Origin of the sequence: Paenibacillus mucilaginosus 3016 (assembly GCF_000250655.1) — a bacterium.
GTDB lineage: Bacteria > Bacillota > Bacilli > Paenibacillales > NBRC-103111 > Paenibacillus_G > Paenibacillus_G mucilaginosus.
Genome location: NC_016935.1, coordinates 6,414,108 through 6,435,513 on the forward strand (window position 1 = coordinate 6,414,108; position 21,406 = coordinate 6,435,513).

The following is a 21,406-nucleotide window of genomic DNA, read 5'->3' on the forward strand; positions in this document are numbered from 1 at the left end:
GACCGAGAAAACGGGCCCTGTCCCCGAAGGGAAGGCGAGCCCGCTCTCTTCTGCAGGAACGCGCCTTACGTTCATAGAACAAACGTTTGCGCTCCTGTCCGTCTTCTTATTCTACATCATTGCGGTTCAAAATCAACCCGTACGTATCCCGGGCGATCACCAGTTCTTCATTGGTCGGAATGACGAGCACCTGCACGCGCGAGCCCGGCTTCGTAATTGCACGGTCATCCGGGGAGCGGCGGGCGTTCGCTTCTTCGTCGAACTCAATGCCGAGGAAGCTCAGCCCGCGGCACACGGCCGCACGCAGCAGCGCGGAGTTCTCGCCGACCCCTGCGGTGAACACAATCGCGTCAAGCCCGTTCATCGCCGCCGCATAGGAGCCGATGTACTTGCGCAGCCGGTATTCGTACATCTCGAAGGCCAGCGCCGCGTTGCGGTCTCCGGCTTCCATCGCCTCCGCGATCTCCCGCATATCGCTGCCGATATTCGAGATCGCGAGCAGGCCGCTGTGCTTGTTGAGCATCGAGTTCACTTCGCTCAGCGTCAGGTCTTCCTTCGCCATGGTGAACGGCACGATAGCCGGGTCGATGTCCCCGCTGCGCGTGCCCATCATCAGGCCTTCGAGCGGTGTCATCCCCATGCTCGTGTCGATCGACTTGCCCCCGTCTACGGCCGTGCAGGAAGCACCGTTGCCGATATGGCAGGTCACCAGCTTGAGCTCCTCCAGCGGACGGCCGAGGAACTTCGCGGCCTGTTCGCTGACATAGGCGTGAGACGTGCCGTGGAAGCCGTAGCGGCGGATCTTGTGCTTCTTGTAGAGCACCATCGGAATCGGATACAGATAGGATACCGGCGGCATCGTCTGGTGGAAGGCCGTATCGAAGACGACCGCCTGCGGCACCTCCGGCATGTTCGCTTCCACCGCATGAATCCCGAGCATGTGCGCCGGGTTGTGCAGCGGAGCCAGATCGAAGAGGCGCTTGATCTCCCGCTTCACCTCTTCCGTGACGAGTACGGAGCTCGAGAACGACTCCCCGCCATGTACGACGCGGTGTCCGACCGCATCGATTTCGCTGACGGACTTCAGCACGCCGTGCTCCGGGTGCACGATCATGTCGAGCACTTTACGGATCGCCGTCGTGTGCTCCAGAATTTCACGCACTTCACGCACTTCCGGCTTGCCGGTCGGCTCGATCGTGACGATCGCCGATTCCATGCCGATCCGCTCCACGCGGCCCTTAGCCAGGACGGATTCGTCTTTCATCTGGTAGAGCTGGAACTTGAGCGAGGAGCTCCCCGCGTTGATTACGAGTACGATCATATCCGGTCACCATCCTTATCATAACGGAAGAAGCCTTGTCCCGTCTTCATGCCGAGGTGGCCTGCGCGCACCATCTGCTTCAGAATGACCGCCGGACGGTATTTTACATCGCCGAATTCGCGGAACATCCGCTCCATCGCCGCAAGGACCGAATCGAGTCCGAAGCGGTCGCACATCTCGAGCGGCCCGTAGTGGAAGTCATAACCGATGCGCATCGCGCTGTCGATGTCCGCCGCTTCCGCCACGCGCTCGGAGAGCACGTGCAGCGCCTCGTTGATCAGCACGCAGATCAGACGCGTCGTCACGAAGCCCGGCGATTCATAGACCTGAATGCCCCGCTTCTGGATCGTATCTTCGACGAACTGCTTCGTCTGCGCGAAGGCCTCTTCGCTTGTGCGGAGCCCGCGGATAATTTCGACCATGTGAATCTTCGACACCGGATAGAGGAAATGCAGTCCGATCACCCGCTCCGGCTGCTTCGTCTCGGCCGCAAGCTCCGTCAAGCTGAGCGTTGACGTATTGCTCGCCAGCACCACATGCGGAGGGCAGACCTCGTCCAGCACGCGGAATACTTCCTTCTTCATGTCGAGGTCTTCGCTGATCGTCTCGATGACGAGATCGCAGTCCGCAAAGCTGTCCAGCGACGTTTCTTTATGAATTCTCGAAAGAATCAGCTTTTTCTCCACAGGCGTAATCGCCCATTTTTCCATCTGTTTATCAAGTGAAATCTCGAGCTGCTCGAGCGCATGGTCGAGCTTCTCCTGCGTGCGCTCCACCAGTACGACTTCCAGGCCTTTGCCTGCAAGCATCTCGGCAATTCCTTGTCCCATTGTGCCGGCGCCGACGACGCCGATCTTGTTCCATGCCATAGTCCGAACACCCTTTCTGACCTGCTTCAGATGTATTATACACAACCGAATTGAGAAATGAAAAAGCGTGTGGCAATTTTCACAAATAAGACAAATTGCGAGCGGGTACATTTCCACTCCATGACAATTCACCCATTTTCGATCAGAAGAAACGGGCCAAAAGTACTCAATTTGTCACCGGTTACGGCCCCCTGCCTGCCTCTCTTTGGCCTTAGGATACCCGAAATTTTCAAGATTCAACGATTGCTGGAAACAAGAAAAAAGGACCCGCATCCGCTTCACAAAGAAGGGGATAACGGGTCCGTCAGCATTAACGGTTATAGGACAGGCGTGCTTCGTGCGCCTGCTCGTAAGCAGCGATCTTGTCGGCATGTTGGAGCGTCAGGCCGATATCGTCGAGCCCCTGCAGCAGGAACTGGCGGCGGTGCTCGTCAAGATCGAACGCGATGTTCAGGCCCTGGCCGTCGGTGATCGTCTTGTTCTCGAGATCCACGGTCAGCTGGTAGCCTTCCTGCGCCGTAGTGCGCTGGAACAGCTCTTCCACCTGCTCCTCGCTCAGCTTGATCGGCAGGATGCCGTTCTTGAAGCAGTTGTTGTAGAAAATGTCGGCGAACGACGGCGCGATCACGACGCGGAAGCCGAAGTCCTGGATCGCCCAAGGCGCGTGCTCACGGGAGGAGCCGCAGCCGAAGTTGGCGCGGGAGATCAGAACCGATGCGCCCTGGTAGCGCGGCTGGTTCAGGCTGAAGCTCGGAATCTCGGCGCCGCTCTGGTCGAAGCGCCATTCGTAGAACAGGAATTGGCCGAAGCCGGAGCGCTCGATGCGCTTCAGGAATTGTTTAGGGATAATCGCGTCCGTGTCCACGTTCACGCGGTCCACCGGAGCCACGAGGCCGGTATGCTGGTTGAAAGCTTCCATTGTGATAACTCCTCTACATTCGATATCTATAAGTGCATCGGATAAAATGAGATCGTAAGATTCTTACGCTTCCTGCTTGACCTTGAACTGCCAGTCGCGCACATCGACGAAGCGTCCTTCGATCGCAGCGGCTGCCGCCATCGCAGGAGAGACGAGATGCGTCCGGCCGTCGCGGCCCTGGCGTCCTTCGAAGTTCCGGTTGGACGTCGAAGCGCAGCGCTGGCCCGGCTTCAGCACGTCAGGGTTCATCGCGAGGCACATCGAGCAGCCCGCATCGCGCCATTCGAAGCCCGCTTCGGTGAAGATGGCATCCAGGCCTTCCTTCTCGGCTTGGATCTTGACACGGCCCGAACCCGGAACCACGATCGCAGTCACGTTAGGAGAAACCTTGTAGCCTTGGGCAACCGCAGCAGCGGCGCGCAGGTCTTCAATCCGGCCGTTCGTACAGGAACCGATGAACACGTAGTCTACAGGAATTTCCGTCATCGGCGTACCCGGCGTGAGGCCCATGTACTCGATGGCTTTCTCAGCCGCTTTGCGCTCGTTCTCCGTAGTGAAGTCCGCCGGATTCGGTACGGTTGCCGTTACGCTGGTACCCATGCCCGGGCTTGTGCCCCAGGTCACCTGCGGGATCAGGGAGTCGGCATCGAATTCAACGACCCAGTCATACTGCGCGCCTTCGTCCGTAGCGAGCTTCTGCCATTCGGCTACCGCCGCTTCGAAAGCTTCGCCCTGTGGTACGTACTGGCGGCCGCGGAGATAATCGAACGTCGTCTGGTCCGGGGCGATCAGACCCGCTCTTGCGCCCGCTTCGATGGACATGTTGCACACGGTCATGCGCTCTTCCATGGACAGGCCGCGGATCGCTTCGCCGGTGTACTCGATAACATAGCCCGTCGCGAAGTCCGTGCCGTACTTGGCGATGACGCCGAGGATCAGGTCCTTCGCCGTAACGCCCGGCTTCAGCTTGCCATTGATGCGCACTTCGAGGGTCTTCGCTTTGGACTGCTGAAGGCACTGGGTGGCGAGCACGTGCTCCACCTCGGAAGTACCGATACCGAAAGCGAGTGCGCCGAATGCGCCGTGCGTCGAGGTGTGGCTGTCGCCGCAGACGATCGTCTTGCCCGGGTGCGTAAGGCCGAGCTCAGGCCCCATAACGTGCACGACACCCTGGTCGATGGAGTCGAGGTCGAAGAGCGTAACGCCGAAGTCCGCGCAGTTCTTGGACAGCGTGTCGATCTGCTGCTTCGAGATCGGGTCGGTGATGTTGTAGCGGTCTTTCGTCGGTACGTTGTGGTCCATCGTCGCATACGTCAGGTCCGGACGGCGCACCTTGCGGCCGCTCAGGCGAAGGCCTTCGAAACGCTTGCGGGGAGGTTACTTCGTGGACCAGGTGCAGGTCGATATAAATAATGCTCGGTTTGCCCGGCTCCGATTGAATTACGTGATTGTCCCAAATCTTCTCGAACATGGTTTTGGCCATTGGTTCCACCTCAATTAATAAGTCGTCTCTTTTGTAAACCCATCGTACCATTTCCTTCTTCATTGTTCCAAGATATAATATCTATAACATTCATAGGATTTGATTATAAACAATAGACCGATCACCACCGCCGACCCATTCCCTATAGAAAAGAGGACCTTCCATGGAACTTCGCCAGCTGCAGTACGCCCTGCAGATCGCCATCGACAAGAATTTCTCCCGCGCCGCCGAGAAGCTGCACATCGCCCAGCCCTCTCTAAGCCAGCAGCTCTCGAAGCTCGAGAAGGAGATCGGCGTGCTGCTCTTCCAGCGCACGACCAACTCCGTCGAGGTGACCCATGCCGGCTCCCTCTTCGTGGAGAAGGCCCAGGCCATCCTCGACATGGTCGAGCAGCTCAAGCGCGAGATGGAGGACATCTCGCAGATGCGCAAGGGCAAGCTCGTCGTCGGCTCCCTGCCGATCACCGGAGCCCATGTGCTCCCGCTCGTGCTGCCCGTCTTCCAGGCGCGCTACCCCGAGATCGAGATCAACCTCGTCGAGGAGACCTCGGCGAATCTCGAGCATCTTACCGGCATCGGCCAGGTCGACATCTCGCTGCTCTCCATCCCCCTCTTCGACGAGACGCTGGCCGCCGAGCCGATCATCGAGGAGGAGATCGTGCTCGCGCTGCCGCCGAGCCATCCGCTGGCCCTCCGCAGCGAGCCCTCCGAGAGCTTCGACGTCGCTTCGCTGCAAAGCGAGCCCTTCATCGCGCTGAAGAAGGGCCAGGGCTTCCGGCAGATCACGCTGGAGCTCTGCCACCAGGCCGGCTTCTCCCCGAACATCGTCTTTGAGAGCAGCAACATCGATACGGTGCAGGCGCTCGTCGCCGCCGGGATGGGCATCAGCTTCATCCCCCGCATGGTGCGCCGGCGCGGGGGCGGCGAGCTCTCCCCGGTGTACCGTCCGCTGGCGGGCCGGCCGACGCGGACGCTCGTCATCGCCTCGCGCAAGGGACGCTACCTCTCGAAGGCGGTGGAAGCCTTCATCGAGACGTTCCGCGATGTGATGAAGGAGGCGACGCCGCAGTAAGGGACAGGCTCTGTTCTCCGCTGTCCCCACATCCTGGTCTTGGCTGAGAGCAGCGGAGGAGCGGGAGGCGTCAATCGTTAAAAGCTGCGGACGATACGAAAGGAGCCCCCCGGCCAAGCCGGAAGGCTCCTTTGCTGCGTTGACTTGCCCGCACCTGACCGGCTGTACCGCGGTCTTATAGGCTTTCCGCTTACTCCTGGTACAGAGACGGCCGGCGGTCCTCAAAGATCGGAATCCGGCTGCGCACCTCCGGCACGAGCCCGAGATCGATCGTCGCCCGGATGATCCGCTCGGATTCATCGCCCTCGGCGATCACCTCACCCCACGGGTCGATGACCATGGAGTGGCCGAAGAACTCCGTCGTGCCGCTGACGCCCACCCGGTTGCAGGAGACGACGAACATCTGGTTCTCGACCGCCCGGGCGGTGAGCAGCGTGCGCCAATGGTGCAGCCGGGGCTTCGGCCACTCCGCCGGCACGAACAGCACCTGGGCGCCCCCCAGCGCCAGCCTGCGGGCCAGTTCCGGGAACCGGATATCGTAGCAGATCATCGCGCCGGCCGGCACCCCGTCGAGCTCCAGGCGGCCCACCTCGCTGCCGCTCAGCAGGAACTTCTCCTCATCCATCAGGCGGAAGAGATGGATTTTGGAATACGCCCCCGCCTGCTCCCCTTCACGGTCGTAGGAGTAGATCGTGTTGTACACGCCGTCCTCCCGCAGGTCGGCCACCGAGCCGCCGACGATCAGCACGCCGTGCTTCCGGCTGAACGCCGACAGCAGCGCCCGGGTCCGCTCCCCTTCGCGGTCCGCCAGCTCGCGGATCCGCTCCAGCGCATACCCCGTATTCCACATCTCGGGGAAAATAATGACGTCCGGCTTGACGTCCCCGGCTACCGCTTCCTCCAGCAGCGCTTCGAGCTTCGCGAAGTTCTTGTCCGGCTCCCCGATCGCGATATCCATCTGCAGGAGCGCGAGATTCCACTTTTTTGCTTGTCATGTGCTTCCCATCTTTCTGTGCCTGGGACGCGCCGATTCCGGCCGTGCGCCCCTTCTTTTTCTTCTAATGATAGAGGATGATTCCCCGAACTTCAATGCTCTCCTGCCGCATCCCCCTGCGGGTGCTGAGGAAAACTTCCGTCAGCGGTGTACACTCCGGCGGATTCATGTTACATTATTCCTATCTGCTGACCGTGAATTACGGGAGCGGGCTTCTTTGGCTATGCTCCCCTACGCTTTCAGCCTTCTTCTTCCATTCTATAAACCATTGGAGTGACATACATGACTTCTTCCACACCGGGCGTGGTCAGCGCCTTCCCGATGCGGCCCGCCCAGCGCCTGCAGGAGCTGCCGACGCAGTTCTTCTCGAAGCTCGTGCGCAAGGCGAGCGAACAGATCGCCCTCGGCCACGATGTGATCAACCTCGGCCAGGGCAATCCCGACCGCCCTACCCCGCCGCATATCGTCAAAGCGCTGCAGCAGGCGGCCGAGAACCCGCTCTACCACCGCTACCCTCCGTTCAGCGGCTTCGGCTTCCTGAAGGAGGCCGTCGCCCAGCGCTACAAGGAGGACTACGGCGTAGATCTCGATCCCGAGACGGAGGTCGCGATCCTCTTCGGCGGCAAAACGGGTCTTGTCGAGATCGCCCAGTGCCTGCTCAACCCGGGTGACGTGTGCCTTGTGCCGGATCCCGGCTATCCCGATTACTGGTCCGGCGTCGCCCTGGCCGGAGCCCGGATGAGCTTCATGCCGCTGCGCGAAGAGAACGGCTTCCTCCCGGACTACAGCGCGCTGCCGGCCGAGGACGTGAGCCAGGCCAAGCTTATGTTCATCAACTATCCGAACAACCCTACGGCGGCCGTCGCGGATGCTTCCTTCAATAAAGAAACGATCGAATTCGCAGCGAAGCACGGCATTGTCGTCTCGAGCGATTTTGCCTACGGGGCGGTCGGCTTCGACGGCCAGCGTCCGCTGAGCTTTCTCCAGTTCCCCGGCGCCAAGGAAGTCGGCGTGGAGTTCTACACGCTCTCGAAGACGTACAACATGGCCGGCTGGCGCGTAGGCTTCTGCCTCGGCAACCCGGAGATTGTCCGCATGATCAACCTGATCCAGGACCACTACTACTGCTCCCTCTTCGGCGGGATTCAGGTGGCGGCGGCCGAGGCGCTGAGAGGCCCGCAGGACTGCGTCCACGAGCTCGTCTCCGTCTATCAGGGGCGCCGGGACGCCCTGTTCGTCGCGCTGGACCGGATCGGCTGGAAGGCCGCCAAGCCGGCCGGCTCCTTCTTCACCTGGCTTCCGGTGCCCAAGGGATACACCTCGGAATCGCTGGCCGACCGGCTGCTAGAAGAGGCCAAGATCGTCGTTGCGCCGGGCATCGGCTTCGGCACCCACGGCGAGGGCTATGTGCGCCTCGGCCTCCTCACCGGCGAAGAGCGCCTGCAGGAAGCGGCCGAGCGGATCGACAAGCTCGGGTTGTTCGGCTGACGCACCGCAGCAGAAGCGAAACCCGAAGCGCTGACTTCTTTACAAATCCCGCGGTCCCATGCTATGCTTAGAAGAACCAAACGTTATGATGGGAATAGTAGGAGAGCCCCTTCACGCTCAGAGAGTAAATTCCACTGGCTGCGAGAATTTACCGTGAACCTTTGCCGAACCCGCCCCTGAACGGCCGGTGATGAACCGGACGGTACCCTGCCGTTATGAGGATCGAAAGACGGATGAATTATTCATCAACTAAGGTGGTACCGCGGAAGTCAAGGCTTTCGTCCTTACAGGACGGGGCCTTTTTGTTTTATTCCGGCCGTTTGCCGTGCCGGATGCCGTTTTGTAGATTGAAGGAATGAGGGATAAGCAATGCAGGGAACGATCGTAGTCAAAATCGGCAGCTCCTCGCTGACCTCCGACGAAGGGGGACTGAACAGGGACTCCATCGCCTTCTTCGCCTCGGAGCTGGCCCGGCTGCAGCGTGAGGGGAACCGGGTGCTGCTGGTCACCTCCGGTGCGGTGGCCGCCGGCTTCCGGGCCATGGGCTACACGGTGCGGCCGAAGCTGCTCCACGAGAAGCAGGCGTCGGCGTCGGTCGGGCAGGCGCTGCTCATGCAGGCCTACCAGGCCGCCTTCGCGGAATACGGGGTCGGCATCGGCCAGATTCTCCTGACCCGCTCCGACTTCTCGAACCGCCGCCGCATCCAGAACGCCCAGTCGACCATCGAGGAGCTGCTCCGCCGGGGCATTCTCCCCGTCGTCAACGAGAACGATACGGTGGCTGTGGATGAGCTCAAATTCGGAGACAACGACACGCTGTCCGCTCTCGTCGCCAACCTCGTCCGGGCGCGCCGCCTGCTCATCCTGACGGATACCGACGGCCTCTACACCGAGGATCCCCGCCGCAATCCCGAGGCCAAGCGCATCGACCGCGTGACGGAGATCGATGAGCACATCTACCGGATCGCCGGAGGCTCCGGCTCCATGGTGGGCACAGGGGGCATGCGCTCGAAGATCGAGGCGGCCCGGATCGCGATGCGGGGCGGAGTGCCCTGCTTCGTCGGCCGGGTGACCGAGCCGGGGGATCTGCTGCAAGCGGCCGGCGGCACCGGTCGTGGCACCTACTTCGACACGAGCGAGCACAACCTGCCGATGAAAAAGCAGTGGCTCGGCTTCCACTCGCAGCCGAAGGGTCTCGTTACCGTGGACGAAGGAGCCGAATCGGCGCTCGTCAGCGGCGGCCGCAGCCTTCTGCCGGCCGGCGTGCGCGAGGTCGCCGGCGAGTTCCACCCCGGCGACGTGATCGAAGTGGCCGGCGTGAACGGCCAGATCATCGGCCGGGGCTCGTCAACTACGAATCGTGGCAGCTGCAGGCGGTGGCCGGCCTCGGCTCCGACGAAGTGCAGCGCCGCATCGAGGTGCCCCGCATCGAAGTGATCCACCGGGACGAGTGGATTACCCTGGCCCAGTCCCTGCGGACGAAGGACACCGCCCAGTAGGGCGGCAGGAAAGCGGACGGAGAAGCAGAGGGAACACCTAAGCAGGCAAACACGGAATACCCGGCACGTCCCATAAGGCAAGCCCACCAACCCGATCAAGGAGGAGACAGCGATGTCCCAATTGGAAGGCGCAGTAGCGCTCAGCGAAGTGAAACAAAAGGCGGGCCTGGCCAAGCAGGCCGCCCCCCTGCTTGCTCAGCTTACCACCGAGCAGAAGAACCACGCCCTGCTGTATATGGCGGAGTGTCTCGAGAAAGAAGCGGAATCGATCATCACAGCCAATGCCGAAGATCTGCAGCGCGGCCGGGAGAGCGGCATCTCCACCTCCCTGCTCGACCGTCTCGCCCTGAACCGGCAGCGGATCGAGGCGATGGCCGAAGGCCTGCGCCAGATCGTCACGCTGCCCGATCCGATCGGCGATACGCTGGAGGCGTTCAGCCGCCCGAACGGCCTGCACATCCGCAAGGTGCGCGTGCCGATCGGCGTGATCGGCATCATCTATGAAGCGCGCCCGAATGTGACCGTGGATGCGGCAGGCCTCTGCCTCAAGACCGGCAATGCGGTCGTGCTGCGCGGCGGCTCCTCCGCCCTGTCCTCCAACAAGCGCATCGTCGAGGTGCTGCACCAGGCGCTCGAGCAGACCGATGTGCCGCCGTTCGCCCTGCAGCTCGTGCTGGATCCCAGCCGCAGCTCCGTGGACGAGATGCTGAAGCTGAACGGCCTGCTCGACGTGCTCATTCCGCGGGGCGGCGCTTCGCTGATCCAGAACGTGGTCAAGAACGCGACCGTTCCGGTCATCGAGACCGGCGCAGGCATATGCCACACGTACCTGGACGAAACCGCCCAGCCGGAGATGGCCCTGCAGATTGCGATCAACGCCAAGGTGCAGCGCCCGTCTGTCTGCAACTCCATGGAGACACTGCTCGTGCACCGCGGCTTCGCGGCCCGGCATCTGCCGATGATCGCCGAACAGTTCATACAGCAGCGCGTCGAGCTGCGCGGCGACGAAGAGACCCGGGCCCTGGTTGCCGGCATCTCCGCAGCCACCGAAGAGGACTGGGACACGGAATACAACGACTACATCCTTAATGTGCGGATCGTCGGCGGACTCGATGAAGCCCTGGAGCACATCCGCCTTCACGGCACGATGCACTCCGAGTGCATCGTTACCGAGAATACGCTGCATGCAGCCCGCTTCCTCCAGGAAGTGGACGCGGCCGCCGTCTATCATAACGCGTCCACCCGCTTCACCGACGGCTTCGAATTCGGCTTCGGCGCCGAGATCGGCATCTCGACCCAGAAGCTGCATGCGCGCGGGCCGATGGGACTGCCGGCGCTGACCTCCAGCAAATACTGCATCACGGGCAGCGGCCAGATCCGGGGATAAGACGGGGCTTTGTCCCGCTGTCTTGCCTCCCGGCCGCAGCGGGCGGGGCATCCGCACGGTGACTGATCTTTTGTCGCCGGCGGACCGTCCTTAGCCGCTTTGCTGCGCGCGTGTGCTGTGCTATTTTGTTGAAGCTTTTTAGTTTGAAAGATAGGGTACTCATTTCTAGTATCAGGAGTCAAAGCTATGACCAGCCTATCAAAAAGAAAGCGAAAAATATCATTTTTAGCGCTGGCCGCTGGGGTAGCAATCCGCCTTCTGCAACCTCCTGTACCGGTTGTCGCAGAAGAGGCTTACTCAAGCACTATGCCAAAGAATGACATTATTATGAATGGGATCAATCACAACAACAGCACGCTCGCCCCTCTTCGTCAGTTTGCTGAAACGCTGGGTTTTGCCGTTGAATGGCACCCAGACACACAATCTATTACTGTCTCTAAAGATAAAAAGACCATCAGCATGACCTTATACCAGAATACTGTATATATCGACGGAACTCCCATCCAACTAGATATATCGCCTGTTTTGCACCGAGACCTGACAATGGTTCCCATTAGATTCATCAGCGAAGCTTTTGGCTCAACTGTCGAGTGGGACAACGAACACCGAAGAGTCATTATTAATGACAGGATCATCGTATTGATGGAGCCGGACGAATCAACCCTCAATGCGATGATCGAATCCGCAAAGAACGGTACAATGGGGGCTCGTCTACGCTTTCAATACATCTATGCCTCCGAAGACCGCATCACGGTAAAGGCTCTTTTCACGGCCAACCCAGTACATTCTACAGATCAAGGATATGTTACATTCACTTTTACTCGTGACAGCGAAGGCTGGAACCTCGACAAGGACGACTTGGAATACTCTAAGGAATTGAATTTACAAATTGATGAAAATGAAGCCATTTACCTAACTTCTCTGACAACTGCAGATACCATCGTGAAAGCACACGGATCCTATGCGTTCACCGCTGTCAACAATAATAAACAATGGGACGGGGACTCCTTCTTGTTCACCACCCAGACGCCGAACGGTGCGTACCGAACAGTTGTGGTTAATACCGCTAACGGAAGCGCAGCTGTCTTTGCCGGCTTTCAGCATGAGGCACCTCAATTAGCGAAAACGTTGGGGCCATAGCTCCAACGGACACAAAATTAAGGATCCGAAGCTTTTTATTAAAGTCCTTATTTTATTGAATCCACTTGGAAACTTACAGTTACTCGGCCGCCCTTATTCCATCTTTACCGGCGTTTTCCCCTAAACCACCGCCGTACTGAATCGAATGATCCTTGGTCTCGGGCATAGGCCGGCAGCACAACAACGAAGAATACTAAAGGAGCATGATCATACCCATGGCCACAGGATTGCCACAACAGCAGATTGCATTCGTCGGAGCCGGATCCATGGCCGAGGCCATCATCCGCGGACTCATCGACAAGGGCGGCGTGCCGGGCGCAAGCCTGTTCGTCGTCAACCGCTCCAACGGGGAACGGCTGGCTGAGCTCAGCGCACGCTACGGCATCCGGTATGCCCTGGAGCAGAGCGGCAAGGACGAGGCCGTCCGTGCGGCCGACATCGTCGTACTCGCCTTCAAGCCGAAGGATGCCGTAGAGGGCATCCTCGCGCTGAAGAGCCAGCTGCGTCCGCAGCAGCTCATTGTCTCGGTGATCGCGGGACTGTCCGTCGCCACCATTCACGGCCTGCTCGGCAGCGACGCCTTTGCGGTCGTCCGCACCATGCCGAACACGTCCAGCACGATCGGGCTCGGGGCTACCGGCATCGCCTTCTCGGAGAGCGTAACGGAGCCGCAGCGCGAACTGGCCTATGCGATGTTCGCTTCGACGGGGATCGTCGCCATCGTCGACGAGAACCAGATCGACGCCATCACCGGCCTCTCCGGCAGCGGACCGGCTTATGTCTACTACATGATGGAAGCGATGATGGAAGGCGGCATCCGCTGCGGACTCTCCCGGGAGGAATCCCGGCGCCTCACAATCCAGACGTTCCTCGGCGCAGCCGGCATGGTGCAGGCTACCGGGGAAGAGCCCGCCGAGCTGCGGCGCAAGGTGACGTCGCCGAACGGCACGACGCAGGCCGCCATCGAGGTCATGGACCGCGTTGGCTTCCAGGAAGCCCTCATGGCCGGCATGCACCGGGCGATGGAACGTGCGGGCGAGATGGGCGAAGCGATCTCCCAGTCCGTTACCACCCCCAGCAAATAAGCGCAGCCCGGGACCGTTCCCGGGCCTGTATACACACGTCAGCAGAAAGAAGGTGTCCGCATTGACCTCCGAATTCAGCCAGGCTGCCTCCGGCGCCTACTGCACAGCAACGTACCGCCTTTACGACGACAAGGCGGACTTTCATAAAAAAGCAACCGGCATCGCCGTAGGGCTCACCGTGGGCTCCTGGACCGACCTTCCCGAAGCGCGCAAAGCCGAGATGGAACGACATCTCGGCCGCGTGGTTTCGGTCGACGTCCATGAGCCGGCGGGCGCCGCTTCCGGCGAGCGTTTCGCCGACATCACCATTGCCTATCCGGACGTGAACTTCTCCCGGGACATTCCGGCGCTGCTCGTCACCGTGTTCGGGAAGCTCTCGATGGACGGCCGGATCAAACTCACCGATCTGTCGTTCTCGGGTGATTTTCTCTCCGCCTTCCCGGGGCCCCGCTTCGGGCTCAGCGGCGTCCGCGAGCTGCTTGGCGTTCCAGAACGCCCGCTGCTCATGAGCATTTTCAAATCCGTCATCGGCCATGACCTTCCAGCGCTGAAGGAGCAGTTCTACCAGCAGGCGCTCGGCGGCGTCGATCTCATCAAGGATGACGAGATCCTGTTCGAGAACCCGCTGACCCCGATCGAGCGCCGCGTGGAAGCCTGCATGCAGGCGGCCGCCGATGCACAGAAGGAGACCGGGCAGAAGCTGCTCTACGCCGCCAACCTCACAGGTCCTACCTTCGACCTCGTGAACCAGGCCCGCCGGGCGATCGGCGCAGGCGCCAACGCCCTGCTCTTCAACGTGCTCGCCTACGGCTTCGACGCCCTGAGCGAACTCAGCCGCCACCCTGACATCCGGGTGCCGATTATGGCGCACCCGGCCCTCGCCGGCGCGTTCTACCCGTCGGCCTACCACGGGATCTCGGCCCAGGTGCTGCTCGGCAAGCTGATGCGGCTGGCCGGTGCCGACCTTGTCCTGTTCCCTTCCCCTTACGGCTCCGTCGTAATGCCGCGGGAAGAGAACCTGGCCATCAAGGAAGCGCTGCTCGACACGACGGGTGCCGCCGAAGGCACCGGCTTCGGCCGTCTCAAGACGAGCTTCCCGGTCCCTTCGGCCGGCATCCATCCGGGCCTCGTGCCGCTGATTCTGAAGGACTTCGGCACCGATGTCGTCGTGAACGCCGGGGGCGGCGTACACGGCCATCCGATGGGCGCTGCCGCCGGCGGAAGAGCGTTCCGCCAGGCGATGGACGGCTGCCTCTCCGGCGCCTCCCTCCGGGAGTATGCCGCAGCCGGACGGCCGGAGCTGCAGGCCGCCATTGACGCATGGGGGATCCGCGAATGAGCAAACAGCGCGTCATCTTCTGCGACTTTGACGGCACCATCACGGTCAACGACGACATCGTCGCCATCATGAAGCATTTTCAGCCTCCGGGCTGGGATACGATCGTGGAGGACGTACTGGCGAAACGGGTGTCGGTCCGGGAAGGCGTAGGGCGCATGTTCGCCCTGCTGCCTACGGAGCGCCGCCAAGAGATTACCGACTATGCGATCGGGAACGTCACGATCCGGGAAGGCTTCCGCGAGCTGCTCGAGTACTGCCGCCGGGAAGGCATCACCTTCCTCGTCACCTCGGGCGGCATAGACTTTTTCGTCTATCCCGTGCTGTCGCCGTTTCCGATTCCCGAAGAGAACATTTACTGCAACGGCAGCGACTTCAACGGTTCGCACATCGAAATCCTGTGGCCGCATGCGTGCGACGAGCACTGCCATAACGATTGCGGCATGTGCAAGACCGCGATCATCCGCTCCTATCCGTCCGATACGCATGAGCGGATCCTGATCGGGGACAGCATTACCGACTTCGAAGGCGCGAAGCTCGCCGACCTGGTCTTTGCGCGTGCGCATTTGGTGGACCTGTGCCGGGAGCTCGGCCTGAATTATAAGCCGTTCGAGACGTTCCATGAAGTGATCCGGGGATTAGAGGAGTTGAAGGTACGATGAGCCTCACGATTCGGTTGGAGGACAAGCAGCAGGCGTTTGAGGAGCTGCGCGATATCAAAACATACCTGGCGGGGCGCAACTGGTTCCCGGGCACGAGCGGCAACCTGTCCATCCGTGTCGGGGAATTCACGCCCGAACAGTTCGCCTTCGCCGTAACGGCCAGCGGTAAGGACAAGTCGGTGAACACCCCTTCCGACTACCTGCTTGTCGACCAGAGCGGCAAGCCGATCGAAGCGACGGGACTGAAGCCGTCCGCCGAGACGCTGATTCACTGCGAGATTTACCGGGCTACGGGGGCGGGCGCCATTTTTCATGTGCATACCGTCTTCAACAACCTCGTCTCCGAGCTGTACGGGGACCGGGGCAGCGTGCCGATTGACGGCGTAGAGCTCATCAAGGCCTTCAACATCTGGGAGGAAGAAGCCCAGATCGAGATTCCGATCGTGCCGAACTACGCGGAAATCCCGCGGATTGCGGAGCTCGTCGAGCAGGCGATTCTCCCGCGCATTCCCGGCATCCTGATCCGCAAGCACGGCATCTGCGCCTGGGGAGCCAACGCCTTCGAAGCGAAGCGTCACCTCGAAGCATTCGAATTCCTGTTCGAGTACGCCTACCGTCTGGCGCTGCTGCGCAAGTAATCCGGACGTCTTGCGGGGGAACCCATCCGTGCATGCCCGAGCTTGCACGCCCAATCACGGGGAGCTCCCGCCTGACCGGTGCATAAGCACAGCATCCATTGTACCGGCTGAGACGGGAAGAACCGGCCAAGAGAGGTTTTTTCTATCCGACTCGGTTTAATCCCTCACGCCCGAACAGCAAACGCCTGTAACCGGCTCCTGGAGCCGGTTTACAGGCGTTTTTGGTATGTATGCTTTTGTGCCGCGAACTGCTTCGGTCCAGGTTCTGTGTTGTGTACATCCCGTCAAAAGTCTCTGCGCCGGAAAGCGATCACTCCCGCCGCCAGCATGACGGCCGTGTATGCCGCAGCGTACCACAGGTAGGCGTTGGATGGAATCTGGCCGAGCGTCGTGCCCAGCGTCAGGTTCCCGTCAAACAGCTCGCTGACGTCCGAGACGGAGAACAGCTCCGCCAGCATGCGCCGCGATAGCGAGTCGGCCGGCATAAGCAGGGCGAATATGCCTGCAATCGTCTGCATCGGCTTCAGCGCCGCTTCGCCCGGAGGAATCCCGGATGCAATCTTCTCGATCATCCCCCCGAGCCAGCCGGCGCCGAAGAGCATCGTCATCAACACCCCGTTGCCGAGACTGGAGAAAAAGCAGGAGCCGAGCATCCCCAAGGAGACGAGCAGCGGCACCACCGAGGCAAACAGCAGATAGCCGCGGACCCAGGACGCAGGATCTCCCGGAACGGTGGCGTGCATCCCCGTAATCGTCAGAATGGCGGTAAACAGGATCGCCCCGTACAAGAGCCCTACGGTCACGTAACCGGTCCAGCGTCCGATGTACCACTGGGTGCGGCTGACCGGCCTTGGCAGCAGCGCCTGCAGCACGCCGGTTTCGGCTTCGCCCGAGACGGCCGAGAAGGAACTGAAGATGGCCAGAAACGCTAGCACGAACGAGCCGAAGAAAAAGCCGAGGGTCAGCGACATCACTCCCGCACGGTAGGCATCCATCAGGGTGGTGAGATCCCGCGCGCCGGCCCCGCCGGAAGAAGCCGCATCGGATCGGAGCGAGCCGGCCAGGAACCAGAAGGCCAGCAGGAACACGGCCGTCAGGATCAGGGTCAGCAGGAGCACCCGTTTGCGCAGCATTTCCTTCCAGGTCATGCCCACGATGGTTATCATCATCCCTGTTCCCTCCCCTGTGCACGCCCGGCTACCGCTCCATAGAACCACTCGTCGAGCTTGTTCTTGGCAGGGACCACTTCATACAGTGTGAGCCCGTGGGCCATCAATTGGTGATTCACCCAGCCCAGCTGTTCATCACTCTCCACCTCTGCCTCCAGCCACACACTCTCAAGGCCCCCTTCTCCCCCTTCTTCCGACAGGGTGATTGGAAGATTCGCAGCCCTGCACAGCTCCGCAAGCCCGGACAGCAGGAAACCGCCGACGCGAAAGCGCCAGCGGGTCTTCTCCTGCAGCATCCCGGCCACACTGCCTTGATGCAGAATCTCACCCTGGTGAAGCAGGGCCACCCGGTCACAGAGCAGCTCCACATCTTCCAGCAGATGGGTATTGAGGAAGACGGTCTTCCCTTCCCTCCGGAGCTGAATGAGCAGCTCCCGGACCTCCCTGCGGCCCAGAGGATCCAGCGCGGACGCCGGCTCGTCCAGGAACACGACCGGCGGGTCGCTGATCAGCGCACAGGCCAGACCAAGGCGCTGCTGCATGCCCTTGGAGTAGTGCTTCACCCGGTCCCCGGCCCGCTGTCCGATCCCAACGGCATCCAGCAGCTGAAGGATCCGGCGCTCGGCGGCACTCCCCTTCAGCCCGCACAGCTTGGCGTGCAGCTCCAGCACCTCGCGGCCGGTCAGCCACTCCTGATAGCGGAACAGCTCCGGCAGGTAGCCGATCCTCCGCCTCGCCTCCAGCGAGCCGACCGGATGGCCCAGGATGGCTGCGCTGCCCCCCGAGGGGCGGACCAGGCCCACGAGCATCTTCACGAAGGTGCTCTTGCCCGCTCCGTTGGGACCGAGGAAGCCGAAGGCTTCCCCTTGTCCCACCGAAAGCGTGATTCCCCGGCAGCCGAGGCCGCTGCTGTACATTTTGGTTAAGCCTTCGGCCGAAATGGCGGGAATCAAGATCCCATCAGCTCCTTCACCTTGGCCAGCACCGCATCCGCGGTAGGCAGAGCCTGCTGTCCGTTCAGTTCATAGATCATGCCGTTGTGTACCCACAATGCCTCATAGCGGGAATCCGCACCACTTCCGGCCCGGTCCCGGTGGACAAAAACCCTCACCCCGTCCACGGTGAACTGCTGCGTCTGCTTGCCGATCACCACCGGCAGAGGGACATTGCCCTCACGCAGCCCGTTGGAGGCCTCCAAGCTCTTGCGCAGAGGCTCGGGAAGCAGCGGGAACTGCAGCACGGCTTGGGCCGCCTCCTCTACCGGAATGGACGGATCGACGGTGATTACTGGCGCAGCCTGCTGGGCGTACGTATAGGCGCCTTCTTCCGTTTCTACCCGGACCTCCACGCGGTTTCCGAGCTCCAGCGAGATCGGCCGGCCGTCAATGGACTCCGGCAGAAGGGTAACGGCCCCGAGCCGCTTCATGGCTGCGTTCACCTCCGCCACATTCATCTGGAACGTGACCGCATTGGAAGGGGTGACCCCGATCCTCACCCGGCTCCCCTCCTTCGGCAGCTTGACCTTCTGCCCCAAATAACGGGACGCCTCCTCCGCATTCACTTCGCCTGCCGGCACATCCGGTCCCGTCGTCTGCGTGAAGGTGCCGAAGCGGTTGGCCGCTTCTCTCGTCTCCCCTTCGGGCGCCATACCGTCAAAGATCGCCTGGATGTCGTTCTCCGACACGGTGGTGACTTCCTGCATCCGGAATTTGCCCAGAATGGAAGCAAGCGCCTCGTTGCCCGCCGGTGTCGCCAAGACCAGAGCGACGGCGCATACCGCCGCTGCCGAGGCCATCCACTTGCGGCCTCTGCGCAGGGCTTGCATCCATCCGCTTCCCCCGGCTGCCCCTGCTCCTGCCGGAGCTGCCCAGCCGCCTTCCGGTTGAACCGCCGGAACAAGGACCGGCCCCGTCACGAACGGAACGGCACCAGCCCCCTCCGCACTTTCGATTCCTGCATCCGTCTGCCGCGGCACGCTCCAGGCATCCCAATTCGGATGCCGCTCTTCCTTCCTCAGGGCCGAATTCAGCCGGACCCATGCGGCATCGGTCTGCTCATCCTGTTCCCGCTTTCTCTGATCGCTGTCCATGCTCGCGTCCTCCTTTGCTTATTTTGCTTTCCTCTTTACCTGTGCCGCTCCGCCCGCGCACCGCTTCAGCCTCGCCGTAGCCCGCTGGATCAGCATGCCGACAAGGGGCTGCCTGACCTGAAGCCGCTCGGCGATCTCGGCATAGCTGTAGCCCGAATGCCTCAGCAGCAGCACTTCCCGGTCCCGCTCCGACAGCTGGCTCAGCCAGGCCCTTACTTCTTCCTGATCGAGCTTCTGCAGAACTTCCTCTTCCCCTGACCGGCCCTCCGGCCGCGTCTGTACCTCGTGTTCCTGTTTCTCGAGCAGCGCCCTCTCGCGCGTTAATTTGTTCAAGTAATCGTAGGCCGTCCGGGTCAAAACCCGATGAAGCCAGGCTCCCACGGCACCCGGATCATCCGGCGGGGTTCGGTAGAGTCTGAGGAAGACCTCCTGAGCCAAATCCTCGGCAGCCGCCTCATTGCGCACCAACGCCATCAGCTTGCGGCGTACGCTCGGATAATGGGTGTAGAAAACGTCTTGAAATGCATCCCTTTCCGGAAAGTTCATGAGTTTGAGTTGTCCTCCTCTCGGCTGCAGCCATACATAAGACGTCCCGAATGAGGATTTTGTATCAAGGACTACAAAAAAAGCAGCCTTTCCGAAATGGAAAGACTGCCCTTCACCCTGTCTTGCTATATTGGCTGTACTGAGGCTCACCGGCCCGTCCAGCCTTATTTGCCGTATTCGCTCGGATTCGAGCTCCACGCTCTCAGTGCCTGCAGGTCGCTCTCCTGAATGCTGCCGTTCTTCACCGCCACATCGAGCAGGACGGAGTAGTTCGTCAGCGTCTCGAACGGTACGCCGGCTTCGCCGAACGCCGCTTTGGCTTTCTCGAACTGGTAGGAGAAAATGCCGAGTACGCCAAGCGCCTGTGCGCCTGCGTCATTGACCGCGAGAGCAACCTTCAGCGAGCTGCCGCCGGTCGAGATCAGATCCTCGATCACTACGGTCTTCTGGCCGGCCTCGATATGCCCTTCGATCAGGTTCTCCTTGCCGTGGCCCTTCGCTTTATCACGCACATACACCATCGGCAGACCGAGCTTCTGTGCAACCCATGCTGCGTGCGGAATGCCGCCTGTCGCCGCGCCCGCGATGACTTCCGCATCCGGGAAGTTGTCGCGGATCAGCTGGACGAAGCCGTCGGCGATCCGCTCACGGATCTCCGGATAAGAGATCGTCAGGCGGTTGTCGCAGTAGATCGGCGACTTGAGGCCGGACGTCCACGTGAAAGGCTGCTGCGGACGCAGAGCAACCGCTCCGATCTTCAGGAGGTCGGAAGCAATCTGCTCGGCGAGAGCGGGACTTGTAACGATGGTTTTTTGACTCATGGTATCGTCTCCTTTGAATAGGTTGTGTCTGGTTCAAAAAATGGAAGCTCTTAAGGCTTGCTGTCTACTCCGATATCGAAGCGATGATGGCTTCCAGCGCCGCTCTAGGGTCCGCTGCGCCTGTAATCGGCCGTCCGATCACCACGTAATCCGTACCTTGGGCAAAAGCCTCCGGAGGCGTCATGACGCGCGACTGGTCGCCGATATCCGAGCCGGCCGGCCGGATCCCCGGCGTAACGGTAAGAAAGCCGCTGCCGCAGGTTTCCTTGATCCGTACCACCTCGAGCGGGGAAGCGACAACACCGTGCAGTCCCGCCGTGCGGGTCAGCTGGGCATACCGCAGGACAGCTTCCTCCACTGTGCCGGCCAGCCCGATCTCCTCATTCATGACCGCCTGGGAGGTGCTGGTCAGCTGCGTCACGCCGATGACCGCCGGACGCACGGCAGATGCGCCAAGACCCGTCAGCGCCTTGTCCACACCCTCCATGGCGGCTTCCATCATGGCCCGTCCCCCGGCGGCATGCACGTTGAACATATCCACGCCAAGCCGCGTGATGCTCTCCGCCCCGCCCTTGACCGTATTCGGGATATCGTGCATCTTGAGGTCCAGGAAGACATGATAGCCCTTCTCCTTCAAACTGTTGACAAACCCGGGGCTTGCACTGTAGAACAGCTGCATTCCCACCTTCATGTAACAGGGAATCCCCGCCAGGGATTCCACCAACGCCTGCGCCTGCTCCGCATGCGGATAATCCAGGGCCACCATAATCCGCTGTGCTGCGTTCGACATCCGGCTCCGCCTCCTTGTAGGGGTTCAACTGGTGAGATTTATGTAAGACCGGGCCACAATCATGGCCCAAGCATGGGATTAGCACAGTCTCCCATAAG

General features: G+C 61.1%; 18 protein-coding genes, 2 pseudogenes and 1 other annotated feature. Of the genes and pseudogenes, 9 read left to right on the plus strand and 11 right to left on the minus strand.

Annotation, left to right across the window (positions count from 1 at the left end):
- Positions 1–106: 106 nt before the first annotated feature.
- The 4 genes and pseudogenes from PM3016_RS26350 to leuC form a co-directional block, all read right to left on the minus strand.
- Positions 107–1,321, minus strand: coding sequence for an acetate kinase (locus PM3016_RS26350; protein ID WP_013917703.1), 1,215 nt, complete (start codon positions 1,319–1,321; stop codon positions 107–109).
- Positions 1,318–2,190: a 3-hydroxyacyl-CoA dehydrogenase family protein gene (locus tag PM3016_RS26355; RefSeq protein ID WP_013917704.1), complete on the minus strand. Its 873-nt coding sequence runs from the start codon at positions 2,188–2,190 to the stop codon at positions 1,318–1,320. Before PM3016_RS26355 ends, PM3016_RS26350 begins: the two co-directional genes overlap by 4 nt.
- A 310-nt stretch (positions 2,191–2,500) precedes the next feature.
- On the minus strand, positions 2,501–3,109 hold the full coding sequence (gene leuD, locus PM3016_RS26360) for a 3-isopropylmalate dehydratase small subunit (RefSeq protein ID WP_014371533.1): 609 nt from the start codon (positions 3,107–3,109) through the stop codon (positions 2,501–2,503).
- Positions 3,110–3,172: 63 nt separating this feature from the next.
- Positions 3,173–4,592, minus strand: a pseudogene (leuC, locus tag PM3016_RS26365) (3-isopropylmalate dehydratase large subunit).
- A 163-nt stretch (positions 4,593–4,755) separates the two neighbouring features.
- Between leuC and PM3016_RS26370 the strand changes: the two are divergent.
- The gene (locus PM3016_RS26370) at positions 4,756–5,664 is read left to right on the plus strand and encodes a LysR family transcriptional regulator (RefSeq protein ID WP_013917706.1); all 909 of its coding nucleotides are present in this window, start codon (positions 4,756–4,758) and stop codon (positions 5,662–5,664) included.
- Positions 5,665–5,854: 190 nt separating this feature from the next.
- On the opposite strand, the gene PM3016_RS26375 is transcribed toward PM3016_RS26370, so the two are convergent.
- Complete coding sequence (locus PM3016_RS26375; RefSeq protein ID WP_041619247.1) at positions 5,855–6,628, minus strand: carbon-nitrogen family hydrolase; 774 nt, start codon at positions 6,626–6,628, stop codon at positions 5,855–5,857.
- Positions 6,629–6,940: 312 nt separating this feature from the next.
- On the opposite strand from PM3016_RS26375, the gene PM3016_RS26380 reads away from it, so the two are divergent.
- The 8 genes and pseudogenes from PM3016_RS26380 to PM3016_RS26415 all read left to right on the plus strand — a co-directional run bounded on the left by PM3016_RS26380 (position 6,941) and on the right by PM3016_RS26415 (position 15,893).
- Positions 6,941–8,146 carry a pyridoxal phosphate-dependent aminotransferase gene (locus PM3016_RS26380; RefSeq protein WP_014371536.1) on the plus strand — a complete coding sequence of 402 codons (1,206 nt, stop codon included), beginning with the start codon at positions 6,941–6,943 and terminating at the stop codon, positions 8,144–8,146.
- 76 nt (positions 8,147–8,222) lie between these two features.
- Positions 8,223–8,435: a binding site (T-box leader), on the plus strand.
- 80 nt (positions 8,436–8,515) lie between these two features.
- Positions 8,516–9,645 (plus strand): annotated as a pseudogene (proB, locus tag PM3016_RS26385) (glutamate 5-kinase).
- Between the two features lie 94 nt (positions 9,646–9,739).
- A complete protein-coding gene (locus PM3016_RS26390) occupies positions 9,740–11,032 on the plus strand; it encodes a glutamate-5-semialdehyde dehydrogenase (protein ID WP_269083276.1) in 1,293 nt (430 codons plus the stop codon).
- A 186-nt stretch (positions 11,033–11,218) separates the two neighbouring features.
- Positions 11,219–12,172 carry a copper amine oxidase N-terminal domain-containing protein gene (locus PM3016_RS26395; protein WP_014371538.1) on the plus strand — a complete coding sequence of 318 codons (954 nt, stop codon included), beginning with the start codon at positions 11,219–11,221 and terminating at the stop codon, positions 12,170–12,172.
- A 215-nt stretch (positions 12,173–12,387) separates the two neighbouring features.
- A complete protein-coding gene (gene proC, locus PM3016_RS26400; RefSeq protein WP_014371539.1) occupies positions 12,388–13,257 on the plus strand; it encodes a pyrroline-5-carboxylate reductase in 870 nt (289 codons plus the stop codon).
- Between the two features lie 52 nt (positions 13,258–13,309).
- Positions 13,310–14,596: a 2,3-diketo-5-methylthiopentyl-1-phosphate enolase gene (locus PM3016_RS26405; RefSeq protein WP_013917715.1), complete on the plus strand. Its 1,287-nt coding sequence runs from the start codon at positions 13,310–13,312 to the stop codon at positions 14,594–14,596.
- The gene (locus PM3016_RS26410) at positions 14,593–15,255 is read left to right on the plus strand and encodes a 2-hydroxy-3-keto-5-methylthiopentenyl-1-phosphate phosphatase (protein WP_014371541.1); all 663 of its coding nucleotides are present in this window, start codon (positions 14,593–14,595) and stop codon (positions 15,253–15,255) included. The genes PM3016_RS26405 and PM3016_RS26410 overlap by 4 nt, the downstream gene beginning before the upstream one ends.
- Complete coding sequence (locus PM3016_RS26415) at positions 15,252–15,893, plus strand: methylthioribulose 1-phosphate dehydratase (RefSeq protein WP_013917717.1); 642 nt, start codon at positions 15,252–15,254, stop codon at positions 15,891–15,893. Before PM3016_RS26410 ends, PM3016_RS26415 begins: the two co-directional genes overlap by 4 nt.
- 284 nt (positions 15,894–16,177) lie before the next feature.
- On the opposite strand, the gene PM3016_RS26420 is transcribed toward PM3016_RS26415, so the two are convergent.
- From PM3016_RS26420 to pyrF, 6 genes are all read right to left on the minus strand, one after another.
- Positions 16,178–17,062: an ABC transporter permease gene (locus tag PM3016_RS26420; RefSeq protein ID WP_014371542.1), complete on the minus strand. Its 885-nt coding sequence runs from the start codon at positions 17,060–17,062 to the stop codon at positions 16,178–16,180.
- Positions 17,059–18,015, minus strand: coding sequence for an ABC transporter ATP-binding protein (locus PM3016_RS26425; RefSeq protein WP_014371543.1), 957 nt, complete (start codon positions 18,013–18,015; stop codon positions 17,059–17,061). Before PM3016_RS26425 ends, PM3016_RS26420 begins: the two co-directional genes overlap by 4 nt.
- On the minus strand, positions 18,012–19,151 hold the full coding sequence (locus PM3016_RS26430; protein WP_013917720.1) for a hypothetical protein: 1,140 nt from the start codon (positions 19,149–19,151) through the stop codon (positions 18,012–18,014). The genes PM3016_RS26425 and PM3016_RS26430 overlap by 4 nt, the downstream gene beginning before the upstream one ends.
- A gap of 18 nt (positions 19,152–19,169) precedes the next feature.
- Positions 19,170–19,697: a sigma-70 family RNA polymerase sigma factor gene (locus PM3016_RS26435; protein ID WP_013917721.1), complete on the minus strand. Its 528-nt coding sequence runs from the start codon at positions 19,695–19,697 to the stop codon at positions 19,170–19,172.
- A 164-nt stretch (positions 19,698–19,861) separates the two neighbouring features.
- Entirely contained in the window at positions 19,862–20,518 is a 657-nt protein-coding gene (pyrE, locus tag PM3016_RS26440) for an orotate phosphoribosyltransferase (RefSeq protein WP_013917722.1), read from the minus strand.
- Positions 20,519–20,582: 64 nt separating this feature from the next.
- Positions 20,583–21,308 (minus strand): orotidine-5'-phosphate decarboxylase, encoded by a 726-nt coding sequence (pyrF, locus tag PM3016_RS26445; protein WP_014371544.1) that lies wholly within the window; start codon positions 21,306–21,308, stop codon positions 20,583–20,585.
- Positions 21,309–21,406: the final 98 nt, after the last annotated feature.